Below are 17,826 nucleotides of genomic sequence, written 5' to 3'. Positions count from 1 at the left end.
AAGACCCCCTCGACCACAGATGGAGCGGCAGTGGTGCGGGGACACAGCGGCGTCCGGTGCGACGGACCGTCGTCCAGGGCCCTGAGGTCCCTTCAAGCGCCCTTCCAGCCCGGGCTGTGAGCATCCCCGCGTCGTTCGGACCTTTCGGAGCACCGCCAGGAGGATGTATGTCGGAGCAGGAGTCACGGACCGCCGTGGTGACCGGCGCGACCAGCGGGATCGGCCTGGCCGCCACTCGTCTGCTGGCGCGGCAGGGCCACCGGGTCTTCATCTGCGCCCGTACCGAGGACAGCGTGCTGCGCACGGTCAAGGAACTGCGCGACGAGGGCCTCGACGTCGACGGCGCGCCGTGCGACGTGCGGTCCGCCGAGGACGTCAAGCGCTTCGTGCGCGCCGCCGTCGACCGGTACGGCACCGTCGACGTCCTGGTCAACAACGCGGGCCGCAGCGGTGGCGGGGTCACCGCGGACATCGACGACGAGCTGTGGCTGGACGTCATCGCCACCAATCTCAACAGCGTGTTCCTGATGACCCGTGAGGTCCTGAACACGGGCGGGATGCGGCACAAGGACCGGGGCCGCATCGTGAACATCGCCTCGACCGCCGGGAAGCAGGGCGTGGTGCTCGGCGCCCCGTACTCGGCCTCCAAGCACGGCGTGGTCGGCTTCACCAAGGCGCTCGGCAACGAGCTGGCCCCCACCGGGATCACCGTCAACGCGGTCTGCCCCGGCTATGTGGAGACGCCGATGGCCCAGCGGGTGCGCTCGGGATACGCCGCCGCGTACGACACCACCGAGGAGCAGATCCTCCAGAAGTTCCAGTCCAAGATCCCGCTGGGCCGGTACTCCACCCCCGAGGAGGTCGCCGGGCTGGTCGGCTATCTGGTCACCGACGCCGCCGCCTCCATCACCGCGCAGGCGCTCAACGTCTGTGGCGGGCTCGGCAACTTCTGATCCCCGCCCGGCATCTTCCGACCCCGTCAAAGAGGTGACACCGATCATGACCGTACGCGAAGTCGAGCACGAGATCACCGTCGAGGCTCCGGCAGCGGAGGTGTACCGGCTGATCGCCGACGTGGAGAACTGGCCGCTGATCTTCCCGCCCTCCGTCCTCGTCGAGCGTGTGGAGCACTCCGGGAACGAGGAGCGGATCCGGATCTGGGCCACCGCCAACGGCACCGCGAAGAACTGGACCTCCCGCCGGGTCCTGGACCCCGAGGCGCTGCGGATCACCTTCCGCCAGGAGGTGTCGGCGCCGCCGGTGGCCGCGATGGGCGGCACCTGGATCGCCGAGGCGGTGTCGCCGGAGCGCACCAGGCTGCGGCTGCTGCACGACTACCGGGCCGTCGACGACGACCCCGCCGGCCTGGAGTGGATCGACCAGGCCGTGGACCGCAACAGCCGGCTGGAACTCGCCTCGCTGAAGACCAATGTGGAGCTGGCCACCGGCGAGCCGGACCTGCTGCTGTCCTTCGAGGACAGCGTCGAGATCGACGGCTCGGCCAAGGACGTCTACGACTTCATCAACGAGGCCGACCAGTGGCGCGAGCGGCTGCCGCACGTCGCCTCGGTGGACCTGCGCGAGGAGACCCCCGGCCTCCAGGTGCTGCGGATGGACACCCTGACCAAGGACGGCTCGTCCCACACGACCGAGTCCGTCCGCGTGTGCTTCCCGCACCACCGCATCGTCTACAAGCAGACCACGCTGCCCGCGCTCATGGCCCTGCACACCGGGTACTGGCAACTGGTCGAGGACGACCGGGGCGTCACCACCGCCACCTCCCAGCACACGGTGATCGTCAACACCGAGAACATCCACGCAATCCTGGGCGAGGACGCGGGCGTCCCCGAGGCCCGGGTGTTCCTCCGCAACGCCCTGGGCACCAACAGCCGGGCCACCCTGGGGCACGCCAAGACGTACGCGGAAGCCAGGGCGGGGCGGTGAGCAGGAGTACGGCGCTGGAGGACCCGGTCGCGTTCCAGCAGTGGTTCGCCGAGCGGCGGGCGGCGAACACCTACCGGGTGACGCCGGTGCCGCTCGACGAGCTGGACGGCTGGCACTTCGACCCCGTGACCGGGAACCTCGGACACCGCAGCGGCGGCTTCTTCACCGTGGAGGGGATCGAGGCGTCCCTGGGCGAGGACGTCGGCGCCTGGACGCAGCCGATCATCATCCAGGACGAGATCGGCATCCTGGGGATCCTGGTCAAGCGGTTCGGCGGCGTCCCGTACTGCCTGATGCAGGCGAAGATGGAGCCGGGCAATGTGAACACGCTCCAGTTGTCGCCGACGGTCCAGGCGACGCGCAGCAACTACACGCGCGTGCACCGCGGGAACGCGGTCCCGTACCTGGAGTACTTCGTGGACCCCCGGCGGGGCCGCCGGGTCTTCGACTCCCTCCAGTCCGAGCAGGGGTCCTGGTTCCTCGCCAAACGCAACCGGAACATGATCGTCGAGGTGTCCGAGGACGCCGAGGTCCCCGAGCACGACAACTTCCGCTGGGTGAACCTCACCCTCCTGAAGGACCTGCTGCGGCTCGACAACGTCGTCAACATGGACTCCAGGACGGTGCTGTCCGGTCTGCCCTTCCTGATCGACGAACCGGACCGGGGCGGCCCGGCGCCGCACACGACGGCGGAGATCCTCAGCTGGTTCACCGAGGCGCGCAGCAACCACGTACTGGAGCGCCGGCGCATTCCGCTGAACCAGGTGAAGGGCTGGAGCCGCGGCCCCGAGCGCATCGAGCACGAGCGGGGCACCTTCTTCACCGTGATCGGGGTCGATGTGGAGGCCAGCAGCCGGGAGGTCGCCCGCTGGTCGCAGCCGCTGCTCGCCCCGGTGGACCGCGGAGTGGTCGCGTTCCTGGCCCGGCGCTCCGGCCCGGACGCGGACTGGCAACTGCTCGTGCACGCCCAGAGCGAGGCGGGCACCTCCGACGTGGTCGAGATGTCGCCGACGGTGAACTGCGTCCCGCAGAACTACGCGCATCTGCCCGAGGGACAGCGCCCGCCGTTCCTCGCCCATGTGTTGTCCGCGCCGCCGTCCCGGATCCACTTCGACACCGTGCTCTCGGAGGAGGGCGGCCGTTTCCACCACGCGGAGAACCGCTATCTCCTCGTCGAGGTCGCGGACGACTTCCCGGACGACGTGCCCGAGGACTACATCTGGATGACGCGCCGTCAACTGACCGGATTCGTCCGCTACGGCAACCACGTCAACGTGGTCGCACGCTCACTGCTCGCGTGCCTCACGGACTAGGGAGATCCCGGATGTCTTCCGGTGGGACGAGAACCGACGCCGTGGGCCTGGGGCTGCTCGGCTGTGCCGACATCGCGATCCGCAAGGTGCTGCCCGCCCTGGCCGCGACTCCCGGAAGCGGGCTGCGGCTGGCCGCGGTAGCCAGCCGTACGCCCGAGAGGGCCAAGGAGGTGGCCGTCCGCTTCGGCGCCCGCGCGGTCACCGACTACCCGGAACTCCTGACGGATCCCGAGGTCGAGGCGGTGTACATCCCCCTTCCGCCCGCGCTGCGCGCGCCGTGGGTGCGGGCGGCGCTCGACGCGGGGAAGCACGTCTTCGCGGAGAAGCCGCTGACCACCGACCCGAAGGAGACGGCCGCCCTCACGGCGCTCGCCGAGTCGGCCGGGCTGGTGCTGATGGAGAACTACATGTTCGTCCACCACTCCCAGCACCAGTACGTACGGACGCTCGTGGCCGACGGCGCGATCGGCGAACTCCGCACGCTCCAGGCGGCGTTCACCATCCCACCGCGCCCCGCCACCGATCACCGTCTCCGCTCCGACCTCGGCGGCGGGGCCCTGCTGGACGGCGCGGGCTACCCGGTGCGGGCCGCGCAGTTCTTCCTCGGCGACGACCTCACCGTGCTCGGAGCAAGCCTGAAGCCGCACGAGACCCACGACGTGGACATCGCGGGCGACGCTCTGCTCCGCCACCCCGACGGTGTCACCGCTCACATCAGCTTCGGCATGGAGCACTTCTACGTCTCCCGCTACCAACTCCTGGGCAGCACCGGCCAGATCACCGTGGACCACGCCTTCACCACACCACCGGACCACCGCCCGGTGATCCGCGTCGACCGCCACAACCACCAGGAGCTGCGCACCCTGCCGACGGACGACCAGTGCGCGAACACCCTCACCCACTTCGCCACAGCCATCCGCACAGGCACCCCCACGGACACGACGACGAGCATTGCCCAGAGCCGCATCATCGAGACAATCCGCACCGCGGCCACGGCTCGTACGGGCTCGATGGAGACCTCCCGGTGACGACCTTGGCCGATGCCGGACCGAGGACTCGGGTCACAGTCCCGTGAGCAGCTTCATGGCCGTCCGGACGATCTCCTCGGGAGCCGGTGCGGCGTCCAGCAAGGCTCCTCTCTCGTCCGGTTCGAGAGGTTCGAGCGTCGCGAGCTGGGAGTCGAGCAGGGTCTCGGGCATGAAGTGGCCGCTGCGTCCGCGGAGCCGCTCCGCGAGCACCTCGCGGTCGGCCGTGAGTTGGAGGAAGAGCACGGCGGGCAGGCCGACCTCAGAGTGTCCCGGTAGCGTCGCCGCAGGGCGGAACAGGCCGCTACTCCTCCACTGCCGTTGGCGTCGCGGTCGCCCAGCCAGCGCCCGACGGACTCCAGCCACGACCTGCGGTCTCGATCGTCCAGCGGAACTCCCGATGCCATCTTCCGGACGCTGTCAGGTGAGTGGAAGTCGTCCGCCTCGGCGAAGGGCACCCCCAGGCGCTCGGCCAACTGCCGGGCGACCGTCGACTTCCCGGCCCCGGACACCCCGGTGATCACGACACACGGAGGACGGCTCTCCATACAGTGGGCCATCGGCTCTCCTCCCGTACCGGTACGAGTCGACCGGTGCGGCACGGCTGTTCTGGGTTCCCTCAGTCGGTCGGCATGACCGCGGCCTCGTGCAGCAGGTCGTCCCGCCGCCCAGGGCTGGTGTGGCGTAGCGGCGGCCCGTCCGAGCCGGCCGGATACTCCTCCAGGGGCACCAGATCCCTCTCCCGGGCAGACAGGACCGGCTCGACGACGCGCCACGCCTCCTCGACCTCGTCGCTGCGGATGGACAGGGCGGGGTCGCCGTTGAGAACGTCCAGCAGCAAACGGCCGTAGGCCGGCAGATCGGGGGCATCCATCCGGGCGGTCAGCGAGAGCTGCGTGAGGGTCTCGGCACGCGAGCCGGTTGCGGTCAGGTCCATGCTCAGATTCTCGGGCTCCAGTCCAAAACGCAGCACGTTGCGCCGGACGTCCTTGTCCTGTCCGAAGGGCAGGTGGGGAACGGAACGGAAGCGCACCGCGACCTCCTTGCGGTCCTTGCCGAGAGCCTTGCCGCTCCGCAGACGGAATCGGGTGCCCGCCCAGCGCCAGCTGTCGAGTTTCAGCACGATCTCGGCGAAGGTCTCGGTCCGGCGCCGCGCGTCGACCCCGACCTCGTCGGTATAGGCGGGCACTTCGTGGTCGCCGACCCGGCCGGACGACCAGGCACAGCAGTTGCAACAGATGGTTCTGCACCATGTCCCTCAGCGCGCCTACGTGGTCGTAGTAGCCGGCCCTTCCCTCCAGAGCGAGGGTCTCGTCCCAGACGATCTCGATCTCGGCGATGTGTGTGCTGTTCCAGATCGGTTCGAGCACCCGGTTGGCCGGCCTGCTGCCGAGGACGTTCTGAACCGTCGTCATGGCTAGGAAGTGGTCGACCCGGAAGACGGCGTGCTCCGGCACGAGATCGGCGAGCAGCCGGTTCAGTTCCTGGGCGCCGTCGAGGTCCTCGCCGAAAGGCTTCTCCAGGACGATGCGGCTGCCCCGGGGCAGTCCCGCCTCGTGCAGCGCGATCACCGTCGCCGGGAAGAGCGCCGGGGGAAGGGCGAGGTAGACGACTACGGGGTCGTCACCGGCGACGGCCGCGGCCACGTCCGCGGGGTCCGTGACGTCGGCCACGCGGTAGTCCGCCGACGCCGTCACGGCTCGTCGGGCGTCGGCCGGGAGGTCGGTGCCGTGGTGGTCGAGTTGGGCGCCCGCCCACTCCCGGTACCGCTCGCCGTGTTGACTCCGCTGGCGATGATCCCGATATGGCTGAACGCGGCGTTGCCGGAGGCGCAGACCCGTACGCGGTCAAGCCGAACTCTGCTGCCTCAAAGCCGGGCCACGCCACCGATCACACCCCGACCGGCACGAGCACCTCAGCCTCCGCCCACGCCAGCCCCCGGCGTGGCCACAAGAGCGGCGGCCACCGTGCGGATCGAGGCGTTCTCGAACATCCGGGCCAGGGGCAGCTCGCGGCCGAACTCGTCGGACAGCCGCTGCCGGATGGCGATGAGCTGCACGGAGTCGGCCCCAAGGCCGAAGAGATTCTCCGTGACGCTGACGCGGTCACGCCCGAGCGTCCTGGCGACGACAGCCGCGACCCGCGCCTCCGTATCGGATCCCGGCTCGACCGCCTCGACGTCGGTCTCGGGTTCGCCGGCCAGTTCCTCCAGCCGGCGAGGGTCCACTTTGCCCTGGTCGGTCAGCGGTAGCTCGTCGATCACCCGGATCCTGTTCGGCACCATGTGCGCGGGCAGCGCGTTCATCGCGAGCTCGCGTACCTGGCCGACCAGTTCGGCCGGCCCCGCCGCCCGAGGCGACGCGACGCCGGCGTCCGTGGCCTCGTCCGCTTCCGCAAGCCCCACTCCGCCGAGCAGGCTGTGCAGCGGCACTTCGTCCTCGTCGAGGGCGAAGAGGGTACGTAACGGCTTCTCGTCCCGCAGCAGTCCGATCTGGCACAACCCGAGCGGGCCCTCGGTGGCCGACTCGGCCAGCAGCTGGCTCATCGCGCCCGCCTCGATGAGGCAGAAGTCGTGCGCGCGCCGCCCGTACATCTGCTCGACCTCGGCCATCGGGCCGACAAGGAGCAGGAGGAACGCGGCCGAGGAGAAGGCGTCCTGGTTCATCGAGAGGTGTATGGACGCCGGCAACTCGACACCACTGCGCACGGTGCACAACTGGTGTGCCAGTGGGTCGTAGTAGTAGGTGCCGCCGGGCAGCCCGCCCACTCGCCCCGGGCGGACGTAGACGTAGGTCCGCACCGGGTACAGCGATCCGGCCGAACCGTACCGGTACTTCGGCACCGGGCGGTGTTCGGCGCCGACGGCCCGCAGGCAGTTGAGCAGACGGGCGAGTTCGGCCAGCGGAACCTCGGTCGCCGCGAACCGCCGGTGGCTGCGCCTCCGGTTCCACCGGCGGTCGGCCCGCTCCGGGTCGAGGAAGTCGGGCAGTCCGACCGCCGGCGAGGTCAGGTCGGCACGCCGGCCACGCTGGGCCACGGTGACGGCCGCGCGGTGGGCGGCATCAGTGATCACGGCGCCGAGCAGGCTCTGGTATTCGGCACCGTCGTCACCGACTTCCTGGGCCAGGGCCGGCCGTTGCGCACGGTCCGGAACGACGAACGTGGTGAGGTAGCGGTGGTGGCGGGTCCCGGCGGCAGTGGTGACCGCCCTGGCGACCGCCGGATGCCGGGCGAGCGTGGCGTCGATCTCGCCCAGCTCGATCCGGAAACCACCGATCTTGACCTGGCCGTCCGTCCGTCCCAGAAACTCGATCGTGCCGTCCGGCCGCCACCGGCCCAGATCCCCGGTGCGATAAAGCCGCTCTCCGGACACGGGGTGGGTGATGAACCGCTCCGCCGTGCGTACGGGGTCGCCCCAGTACCCCTCGGCCAGCCCCAGGCCGCCGATGTACAACTCGCCGGCCACCCAGATCGGGCAGTACGCCAACCGGTCGTCGAGGACGTGGAAGCGCTGATTCGTCAGCGGCCGGCCATACGGGATGGAGTCCCATTCGGGGTCGACCTCGCCGATTTCGTAAGAGATGGACCAGATGGCGGCCTCGGTGGCCCCGCCCAGCGAGATCAGCCGGCACCCGGGCGACCACGCGCGCCAGCGGTCGGGCAGGCCGACGGGGATCCAGTCGCCGGACCACAACGCCACCCGGATACCGGACAGCGCGGCGCCCTGCCGCCCGTCGGCTCCCAGATGAGAGACGACCATCTCCGCGACCGCGGGCACGCTGTTCCACACCGTCACCCCGTGCTCGGCCACCAGCTCCAGCCAGTGTTCCGGATCCCGCTGCGCACCCGGACGCGGCAACACCAGCCGGCCGCCAGCCCCCAGCACCCCGAACACATCGAACACGCTCAGGTCGAAACTCAGCGACGACAGACCCAGCACCGCGTCGTCGGCCCCGATCCCGAACCGGCCGCAGACGTCCGTACAGGTGTTCAGCGCCGCCTGATGCGAGACCGCCACACCCTTGGGCGCACCGGTGGAGCCGGAGGTGAAGAGCACGTAAGCCACATCCGTGGCCTTCGCCGGCGATTCGGCGAGCCGTCGGGCCCGGTCGCGGCAGTCCTCCACGGCCACGAGCCGAACCGTGTCGGGCCACTGCCGGTGGTCGTCGCCGGCGCGGACGAGGACCACCGAACAGCCCGCGGCCGCGAGCAGTTCGGCACGCCGCCGCGGAGGCAGGTCCACATCCACCGGCAGATAGGCCCGGCCCGCCAGATGGACGCCCAGCGCAGCCACCACTTGCTCCGCCGACTTCGGCATCCCCACGGCGATCAATGCGCCCGGGTCGGTGTCCGAGCCCAGGAGGGTTTCCGCGACCCCGGACGCCCACCATCCCAGTTCCCCGTACCGCAGGACGCCGCCGTCGGCCGTCACCACCGCCACTCGGTCCGGCTCGCGCGCGGCCCAGCCCATCACCCCGTCGGCCAACGACGCCGACGGCACCGCACCGTCCGTCGCGCCCGCCCGGGCCACGAACTCGTCCAGGCCGGCACCGCACGCGTCCACGCCGCCCGACCACGCCCCGGCGTCGACCAGGCCGTCGAGCAAGCGGCAGTAGGCGTCGAACATCTCGTCCCGCACGCCGGGCAGGAGCGCGTCGTGCGGCGAGTCCCAGTTGAACTCCAGTGCCCCGGCGTTCTCGTACACCTGGTGGTCCAGCAGGACCTGCGGGGTCTGCGAAATGCTGAACGTGGTCCGACCGAGCCAGTTCTGGCCCAACGTGCCGGCGTCCTGGCCGTGCTGGTCCCAGCCCTGGTCGCGGGCGCTGGCGAAGACCACCGGGCAGTGCGGGACGCCCGTGGCCGGGCGCGCCTTGGCCAGCTCACGCTGCACCGCCACCCCGTCGAACGCGCTGTGTTCCAGGTCGCGCCACAGCTGCCGGTGCAGCCGGTCGGCCAGTTCGGCGATGCCGGGGCGGTCACGGAGGTCGACCTCGAGCAGGACCACGCTGGTGAAGTCGCCGATCAGAGCGTCGACGTCCGGATGCACCCGGTTCCGGCTGAACAGCGGCAGGTTCAGCAGGAACCGGTCGGTCGTGGACCAGCGCCCGAGCACCGTGGCGAAGGCCGCGAGCAACACCGACGTCGGGGTGACCTCGTGCCGGAGCGCCAGTTGCCTGATGCGGGACCAGGAACGGGCCGGCAGCCGGTGAGCCCTTCTGCTCCACCGTGCGGGCGCCGTCGCGCCTCGCCGCCACGGCAGCTGCGGCCCCTCGGGGAGTTCGGGCACCCGTCGCAGCCAATAGTCACGGGCGGCGGCATATTCCGGTTCTTCCGGATCGACGGCGTAGGCGTTGACGTAGTCACGAAAGGCGGTCCGCAGCGGTGGCAGCCGCTCGCCGGCGTAGAGCCGCCGCCAGTCGTCGAAGAACAGCCTGATGCTGGCAACGTCGGCGATCAGCAGGTCGATACTGATGTGCAGACGGATCCGGCCGCCCGGCAGGATCAGCGCCCGCACCTCCCACATCGGCCACTGGCCGATCGGCCTGATCTCGTGGGACAGTTCCTCGCGCACGGCGGCGGTCCGCGTGCCGGACCCCGCGGAGCAGTCGATGACCGAGAACGGGACCGGTGTGGCGTCCGACTCCGGGAGCACCCGCTGGGTGCCGTCCTCCGCCACCACCGCGCGCAGCATGTCATGCCGGGACACCAGCACGGTCAGCGCCGTCTCCAACCGGCGCAGATCCAGGTCACCCGCCTCGATCTCCAGGTACAGGTGGGTCGCGACATCGCCCCGTTCGTCGCCGACGCGCCTGCCGACGAGGTAGGCCTGCTGGAGACCGGTCAGCCGGAAGGGCTCGAGCCGGTGCTCCGGGTCGGCGTGGAACGGCTCGGACGTCTCGGCCGCCGCCGACGCGTGCCGGCCGTCGAGCCCGTGGACCATCAGCTCGGTGAGCCCACCCACGGACGAACGTAAGAAGGTGGCCAGCGGAAGCTCCACCTGAACGTCCCGTTCCAGCAGGGCGCGCAGTTCCATGGCGCGTATCGATTCGAGCCCCAGAGCGACCAGCGGCACGTCGGTGGGAACGTCGTCGGTGGGTACGTCGAGCAGAGCGCCGAGACGTCGCCGCAGCTCAGCCGATATCACACCGGCCCGCAGGGACGGCTCCAGGGCCGCGAGCAGACCGGGCAGGGTGGCACTCCCGCCGGTGGATCGACCGTTCACCGGCGGAACCGGTGCGGACGCGGGCGGCGGGCCGCCATGGATTGGTTCGAGGAGTGTCTCGAGCTCGTCGGCGAGATAGCGGCGTCGGCACTCGCCGCGTTGGATTTTGCCGCTGATCGTCTTGGGGATCTGAGCGGTTGGCACCAGCACCAGGTGGTGCACCTCCACCTCGTGGGCCCCGGTCACCGCGGAGCGGATACGCCGGGCCAGCTCCGGCAACGGGAGGGGGAGCGCGTCCGCGTCCGGCACGGACTGGACGAGCACCAGCTCCTCTCCGGCCTCGCTGTTCACGGAGAACGCCGCCGCCGGCGCTCCGCGCAGCGCGGGGTGCGCCCGCTCACCGGCCGACTCGATGTCCTGGGGGTAGAGGTTGCGCCCCCGCACGATGATCATCTCCTTGCGCCGGCCGCACAGCACCAGCTCGCCGTTGTGCAGGAAGGCCATGTCGCCGGAACGGAGGTACGGGCCCTCGCCGTCGGACAGCCGCGCGCCGAACGTCTCCTCGGTCAGCTCCGCACGCCGCCAGTAGCCCTGGCACACCACCGGGCCGCGGATCCACACCTCGCCGACCTCGTGCTCTCCGAGCCGCTGCCTGCGCTCCGGGTCCACCACGATCACTTCGGAGTACGGACCCGGCTGGCCGACCCCGACCAGACGCAGCCTGCGTTCGCCCTCGCCGGTGCCTGCGTCCGGAGCCGGGTCCGGGGCCGGGTCCGGCTCGCCGAGCACCACCGCTCTGCCCCGTTCCAGCTCGGCCGCGTCCACGTCCAGCACGAGCGGCCGGCCCCGGCGCTGCCCGGTCAGCACCATGGCCTCGGTCATGCCGAAGCCGGGGCACATGGCGGCCGTCCGGAAGCCGTGCGGCTGGTAGGCCTCGATGAACCGGGCCATGCTGTGCGCCTGGACGCGCTCGGCGGTGTTGAGCGTGGTGCGCCAGCCGGACAGGTCGAGCCCCGTGCGCTCCCGCTCGCTGATGTGATCGGTGCAGAGGCCGAAGGCGAAGTTCGGCGCACAGGACAGCACGGGCCCCGGCGTGTCCGAAATAGCGCGCAACCAGCGCAGCGGGTGCCCTACGAAGTCCTCCGGCGCCAGGAACACCGCCTGACCGCCGAGGTACTGCGACAGCATGAGGTGCACGACGATTCCGAGCGCGTGGTAAGGCGATATCCAGCTGACCACGTTGCTGCCGGGCGGGAGCTGGAAGATCGTCGCCGCCTGCGACAGCTGGTGCACCAGGTTGTCGTGGCTGATCATCACGCCCTTGGGCCCTCCGGTTGCCCCGGAGGTGTATTGCAGCAAGGCCAGATCGCTCCGGTCGGCGGCGGGGACGGCGGGACGCCCGGCCGCCGCGGGTTCCACGTCGTCCACCGCGAGCCATGGCACGTCGCCGAACCGGCGGCGCAGCTCGCCGAGCCGGTCCTGGACCTCGCGGGTCGTCACCACCGCCGACACCTGCGCGTCGGACGCGATCCGGACCGCCCGTTCGGTGCGCGGATCGCTCTCGTCGCTCACGGGTGGCGGGCAGGTCACGGCGACCGCGCCGGCGTAGAGCGTGCCGAACAGACCGACGATGAAGTCCAGGCCCGGCGGCGCGAGCACCAGTACGCGGTGTCGCGCGAGCTCGTGTGCGGCCAGCGCGTCGGCCAGCGCGGAGCACCGGGTGTCCAGCTCGGCACGGCTGAGCGAGACACGCTGCCCGTGCTCGGGGCCGCCGACCGGGAACGTCAGGTGGCTGAAGGCGACCGCGTCCGGATCGCGAACCGCGTTGGCCCGCAGCATATCGACGACGGTGCCGCTGGGGACTGCTGCGGGGACATCGGTCACTGGACGCTCCTGTCGGTGGTCGGCCCCGCGTCCGCCACACGCGGGCCACAGTGGTCCGTGACAGAAGGCGAGCCACAGGGGTCGGAGTGTCTTCACCGTGCCAGTCGGCCGTCGCGTCCCGGCCGCTCAGGAAAGACCTCGGCAAGACATCGGCCCGCGCGAGGCACGGCGCGGCGACGATCGGGTAAGGACGGGCCGAGGCGAGACCGCCGACCGGTCCCGGCGACGAGGGAAGTGATCATGATCGATGGCTTGGTCCCGTGGCCCGACGGACTCGCCCAGGAGTACCGTCGGGCCGGCTACTGGCTCGGTCGTCCACTCGGCGATCTGTTCGAGGAGTCCTGCGCGCGGCACGCCGATCGCGTGGCCGTCGTCTGCGGTGAACGCGAACTGACCTACGCCGAGCTGTGGGACAGCGCGCAACGGCTGACGTACGGGCTGATGGAGCTGGGCGTCAAGCCGTCGGACCGGGTCGTGGTGCAGATGCCGAACATCCCGGAGTTTGTCGTGCTGATCTTGGCGCTGCTGCGCGCCGGCGCCATTCCCGTCCTGGCCCTGCCCGGGTACCGGCGCGTCGAGATGGCGCACGTCGGCGCGCACAGTGGCGCCGTCGCGTACGCGGTCAAGGACGCGTTCGGCGGCTTCGACTTCCGGCGGCTCGCCCGCGAGGTCTCCTTCTCCGGGCATGTGCTCGTCAGCGGCGACGCCGAGGAATTCGTCGCTCTCGACGCGCTCGCGGGTGCCCCGCGGGAGCTGCCGTCGGTCAATCCGTCCGACCCGGCGCTGTTCCTGCTGTCCAGCGGGACGACGGGGCCGCCCAAGCTGATCCCACGGACCCATGACGAACTCGCTCACCTGATGCGGGCGACCGCCCGGGCGATGGGGGCGGGCCCGGACCTGGTCTACCTCGCGGTGAACCCGGTGTCGCACTTGGCGGCCCTGGCCTGTCCGGGGGTGCTGGGGAGCCTGCTGCTCGGCGGCAAGGCCGTACTCACCTCGAGTGTGCGGCCCGACGAAGTGTTTCCACTGATCGAGCGCGAGAAAGTCACCGTCACCTCGCTCGTGCCCGCGGTGCTGCGGCTGTGGGCCGACTCCGGCCGGCAGCACCACGACCTCTCCCGGCTGGTGGTGCAGATCGGCAGCGCCCCGCTCGACTCCGCCCTGGCGACACGGGCTCGCAAGGTGCTGGGGTGCGGGCTGACCCGCTGGTTCGGCACGACCGAGGGGTTCCTCGCCCACACCAGGCTGGACGACCCGGACGAGGTGATCGAGAACACCGAGGGCCGGCCGCTTTCCAAGGCCGACGAGATGCTGGTGGTGGGGCCGTCCGGAGAGCCACTGCCCGACGGGGAGGCCGGCGAGCTGCTTGTGCGCGGGCCGAGCACCATCCGCGGGTACTACCGGGCGCCGGAGCAGAACGTGCGATCGTTCACTCCCGACGGGTTCTACCGCACCGGCGACCTGGCCTGCCGACGTCCTGACGGAAACCTCGTGATCCTCGGAAGGATCAAGGACGTCATCAACCGGGCGGGCGAGAAGATCTCCCCGGAGGAGGTGGAGCGGCATCTGTGCGCGCATCCCGCGGTGCGGGACGCGGCCGTGGTCGGCGTCCCGGATCGCACCCTGGGTGAGCGGACATACGCCTTCCTCCTGCTGCGGACTGACGTCCCGTCAGCTGCCGTCAAGACCCATCTGCGCGAGCGCGGCCTCGCCACGTACAAGATCCCTGACCGGATCATCACGCTGGCCGACCTGCCGCGGACTGCGATGGGCAAGATCGACAAGAAAGCGCTGCACGCCCAGGCGCGCGGCTTGTGATGCATGCCGACACCCGTCGAACGTCGAGAGACCCGGAAGGGGCGGACGTGTTCGTCCCCGCAGCCTACCGTCAGCCCGATCAGAGCTGGACCATCGACATGATCCGGTCGAACCCGCTGGCATTGCTGGTCACCGCGGACCCTCAGGGGCCGGGTGTGCACGCCACCCACGTACCGGTCATCCTCGACCCGGCGGCGGGCGATCCGACAGCCGACGATCCGACAGCCGACGATCCGGCGGAGATCGTCCTGCTGGGCCATATGAACCGCGCGAATCCGCATTGGGCGGCGGTGGACGCGGGCGAGGCGCTCGTGGTGTTCACCGGGCCGCATTCCTACGTCTCCCCCACGATTTACCAGACCACGCCCGCAGCACCGACCTGGGACTTCACCTCCGTGCACGTGCGTGGCCCGGTGCAGCGACTCGCGCAGAGCGAGCCCACGCTGGCCGTCGTGCAGGCGACCGTGCGCGCCTACGAGGCCGAGTTCGGCACGGGCTGGGACATGTCCGAGTCGGTGGGCTACTTCCGCAAGATCCTGCCCGCGGTCGGGGCCTTCCGCATCCACGGCCGACGCACGGAGGCGATGTTCAAGCTGAGCCAGGAGCAGCCACCGGAGATCAGGGAACGCGTCCGGGAGTCCTTCGGAGGCGACCCGACCGGCCGCCGCGGCAAGGTCGCCGACCTGATGTGCCGCTGGCGGCGGGAATCGGGGCCGGCCGCGCGGTGACGGACTCCTCGCCGCCTCAGCGCCGCGCTCGTTTCGCCGCCGCGATCGAGTCGGCGATCTCGCCGCTGCGGATCGCGATGTTCGACAGCAGCGACGAACTGAGGCCGTGTGTGTGCTCGGTGCCGCCCTGCAGGTAGACGCCGCCGGTCAGATCCGAGGCGGTGACCAGCCGGTGGTCGCGGCTGACGCGGTACCGGCCCTCCTCGTCGGGGGCGAAGCACCCGTCCATCCGGTCAGCGCGACGGCGAGCGACAGGTTGGCCGGCCCGAAGCCGACACCCACGACGTCGTACACCACGCTCTCCGGCACCGGTCCTCCTCGCCACCGAGATCTCCCACGTGGAACCTACGCACCCGGCTCGTTACGGGAACGCGGGCGGAAAGAAGCAGGAAAGAGTGATCCTTTGACAGGCCGGTTATGTGGTGAACTCCGGCTTTGGGAACGCGACGCCCGTACCGTCGCTCGGCGTTTCGGCCCTGAACCCCGTCGCGACCGCCCGACAAGCGCTGACAGAAACAGGCGGCCGACCTCGGCGTCCTCGGGCGGCACGTCATGTCGTGCCGTCCCACGCTCCATGAGCACACATTGAGGTGAATGGACATGCCATCGCTAGCCCTCTCGGCCGCCCAGGAACGGATGTGGCTGGCTCACGCCATATCGCCCGAAGTGCCGAACAACGGTTTGGCTTTGTGGCAGATCGACGGCGAGGTGTCCCGCACGGAACTATCCTCCGCGATTCGCAGGGCCGTGGCGGAAGCGCGCACGCTGCTGGTCAACTTCCGCGAGGACGACGGCGGCCTGCGGCAAGTGTTCCGGGAACTCGGCAACTGGCAGCCGTTCTCGATCGACCTCTCCCGACGCGCCGATCCGCACGCCGCCGCGGGCGAGATCGTGTCGGACCTGGTGGGACGACCGTTCGATTTCGAGTCGGACCTCCTGCTGCGCGCGGGTGTGATCGTCCTCTCCGACGACCGGCTGCAGCTGGTCGTGGTGTGCCCGCACCTGATCTCCGACGGCTTCGGGATCCTGAACCTCCTGTCCCAGCGGATCGCCGAGATTTACACGGCACTGCGCAAGAACCTGCCGGTCCCGCCGAGTACCTTCGCCGCACCCGAAGCCTTCCACCGGGCCGATCGGCGGTATCGCGACTCGGCCCGCTCCGCGGCCGATGCGGCGTTCTGGCGGGATTACACAGCGGACGCCGACGAAGTGGTCCGGCTGCCGAACGGCGTCTCGAAGACCGACGTCACCGAACTGGAACCGCCTCGGCTCTCGACAGCCGCACGGCTCGGGATGTGCGAATTCGAGGCATGCGTTCCCGCCGCGGAGTACGCGGCATGGCAGGAGGTCGCGGCGTCCCTGGGCGTTGCCATGACATCGCTGACCACCGCCGCGGTCGCGGTGTTCTTCCGGCGGATGTGCCGGCAGTCCGAACCACTGTTCTCGCTCAGCGTGAACAACCGGTTCGGCGAGACGAGGGCGACCCCGGGGATGGTCCAGAACGTCCTTCCGATACGGGTCGCGTTCCGGCCCGGCATCTCACTGGCGGAGCTGGCCGAGGTGGTCACCACCGAAACCCGGAGGATCTACCGCCACTCGTCATTGCAGATATCCAGTATCCGGCGTGACGCCGGCTCGGGCCACGAACCGCGCAGTCCGTTCGGCGCGATTCTCAATCTCATCCCGTTTCTCGAACCGGTCGACTTCGACGGAAGCCCGGCACGCCTGGCGGGCAGCTCGTTCGGTGTCACCGACGAACTGATGATCTCCGTCTATGTCGACGGCACCAGTGTCACGGGCGACCTGTGCATCCGGTTCGACGCCCCTGAGGCGCTCTACGACCGGGACGACCTCGCAGCACTGTGTTCCCGGCTGATCGAGTGCATGCGGTCCGTGCTGGCCGACCCGCACGCGCCGGTGGACGTGGCACAGACCCTGAGCCCGGCGGAACTGTCCTGGCTGGCCGCGCGCGAGGACACGACGGCACCGGTCCCGGACGCCACCCTCGTGTCGTTGTTCGCCGAGCAGGCGAGCGCGACGCCCGATGCGACGGCGCTGGTGTGCGACGGCGTCACCGTCTCGTACGCGGAACTGGACCGGCGCGCAAGCGGCCTCGCACAGGCGCTGGCCGCACGGGGTGCGGGCGAGGAGCGGTTCGTGGCCGTGGCGCTCCCACGGTCGATCGACCTCGTGGTCTCGGTGCTGGCGGTGCTGAAGACGGGGGCAGCCTACGTACCTGTGGACCCCGGATACCCGGCGGAGCGGATCGCCTTCATGCTCGACGACGCCGACCCGGTCCTGGTGATCACCCGCCCGGAGGCCGACCTGCCCGCGACCGGGCACCCCCGGATATCGCCCGACGAACGCGGCGGAGGGGTCGCGGTCCCGCCCCGCCACGGCGACCAGCCCGCATACCTCATCTACACCTCCGGGTCGACCGGGGCTCCCAAAGGCGTAGTCGTTCCGCACGCGAACGTGACGCGCCTGTTCGCCGCCACCGAGTCGTGGTTCCACTTCGGTCCGGACGACGTCTGGACGTTGTTCCACTCACCGTCCTTCGACTTCTCCGTCTGGGAGATCTGGGGCCCGCTGCTGCACGGCGGGCGGCTCGTCGTCGTGTCCCACGAGACCAGCCGCTCCCCCCGGGACTTCCGGCGGCTGCTGGCCGCCGAAGGCGTCACCGTGCTCAACCAGACACCGTCGGCATTCCAGCAGCTGGCCGAGGCGGACGCGGATGTCCCGGACGATCTCGCGCTGCGGCTCGTGGTCTTCGGCGGGGAGGCGCTCGATCCACGCACGCTCAGCGGGTGGTACGCACGCCACGGTGACCGGCAACCGCGGCTGGTGAACATGTACGGCATCACCGAGACGACCGTGCACGTCACCTACCGGCCGCTCGACACGACCACGATCGGCAGCGTGATCGGCACTCCGATCCCGAACATGCACGC

General features: G+C 70.4%; 10 protein-coding genes and 2 pseudogenes. 7 read left to right on the top strand and 5 right to left on the bottom strand.

From position 1 onward, the window contains the following. The first annotated feature begins 167 nt into the window (after positions 1–167). The 4 genes from fabG to H4N64_RS32995 are packed head-to-tail and all read left to right on the top strand — an operon-like array spanning position 168 to position 4,285. Positions 168–953 carry a 3-oxoacyl-ACP reductase FabG gene (gene fabG / locus H4N64_RS33010; RefSeq protein ID WP_186286193.1) on the top strand — a complete coding sequence of 262 codons (786 nt, stop codon included), beginning with the start codon at positions 168–170 and terminating at the stop codon, positions 951–953. 46 nt (positions 954–999) lie between these two features. Next, complete coding sequence (locus H4N64_RS33005) at positions 1,000–1,944, top strand: aromatase/cyclase (RefSeq protein ID WP_186286191.1); 945 nt, start codon at positions 1,000–1,002, stop codon at positions 1,942–1,944. Continuing rightward, complete coding sequence (locus tag H4N64_RS33000) at positions 1,941–3,257, top strand: NDP-hexose 2,3-dehydratase family protein (RefSeq protein ID WP_336246864.1); 1,317 nt, start codon at positions 1,941–1,943, stop codon at positions 3,255–3,257. The genes H4N64_RS33005 and H4N64_RS33000 overlap by 4 nt, the downstream gene beginning before the upstream one ends. An 11-nt stretch (positions 3,258–3,268) precedes the next feature. Then, positions 3,269–4,285, top strand: coding sequence for a Gfo/Idh/MocA family protein (locus H4N64_RS32995; protein WP_186286190.1), 1,017 nt, complete (start codon positions 3,269–3,271; stop codon positions 4,283–4,285). A gap of 33 nt (positions 4,286–4,318) precedes the next feature. Here the strand turns inward: H4N64_RS32995 and H4N64_RS46495 are convergent, their stop codons facing one another. From H4N64_RS46495 to H4N64_RS32980, 3 genes and pseudogenes are all read right to left on the bottom strand, one after another. Next, positions 4,319–4,528 (bottom strand): hypothetical protein, encoded by a 210-nt coding sequence (locus H4N64_RS46495; protein ID WP_336246870.1) that lies wholly within the window; start codon positions 4,526–4,528, stop codon positions 4,319–4,321. A gap of 373 nt (positions 4,529–4,901) precedes the next feature. Beyond that, positions 4,902–5,853: pseudogene (locus H4N64_RS32985) on the bottom strand (hypothetical protein). Positions 5,854–6,197: 344 nt separating this feature from the next. Further along, positions 6,198–12,329, bottom strand: coding sequence for a non-ribosomal peptide synthetase (locus H4N64_RS32980; RefSeq protein ID WP_186286189.1), 6,132 nt, complete (start codon positions 12,327–12,329; stop codon positions 6,198–6,200). 240 nt (positions 12,330–12,569) lie between these two features. Between H4N64_RS32980 and H4N64_RS32975 the strand changes: the two genes are divergently transcribed. Together H4N64_RS32975 and H4N64_RS32970 are read left to right on the top strand one after the other, a co-directional pair. Then, entirely contained in the window at positions 12,570–14,147 is a 1,578-nt protein-coding gene (locus tag H4N64_RS32975) for a (2,3-dihydroxybenzoyl)adenylate synthase (protein ID WP_186286188.1), read from the top strand. Between the two features lie 47 nt (positions 14,148–14,194). After that, positions 14,195–14,875 carry an FMN-binding negative transcriptional regulator gene (locus H4N64_RS32970; protein WP_336246863.1) on the top strand — a complete coding sequence of 227 codons (681 nt, stop codon included), beginning with the start codon at positions 14,195–14,197 and terminating at the stop codon, positions 14,873–14,875. A 16-nt stretch (positions 14,876–14,891) separates the two neighbouring features. On the opposite strand, the pseudogene H4N64_RS32965 reads toward H4N64_RS32970, so the two are convergent. Both H4N64_RS32965 and H4N64_RS46935 read right to left on the bottom strand, forming a co-directional pair. Beyond that, positions 14,892–15,083, bottom strand: a pseudogene (locus tag H4N64_RS32965) (L-lysine 6-monooxygenase); the annotation flags it as partial. Next, complete coding sequence (locus H4N64_RS46935; protein ID WP_418896312.1) at positions 15,023–15,169, bottom strand: SidA/IucD/PvdA family monooxygenase; 147 nt, start codon at positions 15,167–15,169, stop codon at positions 15,023–15,025. The gene H4N64_RS46935 and the pseudogene H4N64_RS32965, both read right to left, overlap by 61 nt. 306 nt (positions 15,170–15,475) lie before the next feature. On the opposite strand from H4N64_RS46935, the gene H4N64_RS32955 reads away from it, so the two are divergent. After that, on the top strand, positions 15,476–17,826 hold a 2,351-nt coding region (locus H4N64_RS32955; protein ID WP_186286185.1), incomplete at its 3' end, for a non-ribosomal peptide synthetase.

The sequence above is a fragment of the Streptomyces cupreus genome (genome assembly GCF_014257025.1).
In the GTDB taxonomy this organism is placed as follows: domain Bacteria; phylum Actinomycetota; class Actinomycetes; order Streptomycetales; family Streptomycetaceae; genus Streptomyces; species Streptomyces cupreus.
Note: the sequence above shows the minus strand (reverse complement) of the source record. Positions and strands in the feature narration are given on the sequence as shown.

Excerpts from the sequence above, each read along its gene's own strand:
- fabG (WP_186286193.1), top strand. The coding sequence starts at position 168 with ATGTCGGAGCAGGAGTCACGGACCGCCGTGGTGACCGGCGCGACCAGC.
- H4N64_RS33005 (WP_186286191.1), top strand. The coding sequence starts at position 1,000 with ATGACCGTACGCGAAGTCGAGCACGAGATCACCGTCGAGGCTCCGGCA.
- H4N64_RS32995 (WP_186286190.1), top strand. The coding sequence starts at position 3,269 with ATGTCTTCCGGTGGGACGAGAACCGACGCCGTGGGCCTGGGGCTGCTC.
- H4N64_RS32975 (WP_186286188.1), top strand. The coding sequence starts at position 12,570 with ATGATCGATGGCTTGGTCCCGTGGCCCGACGGACTCGCCCAGGAGTAC.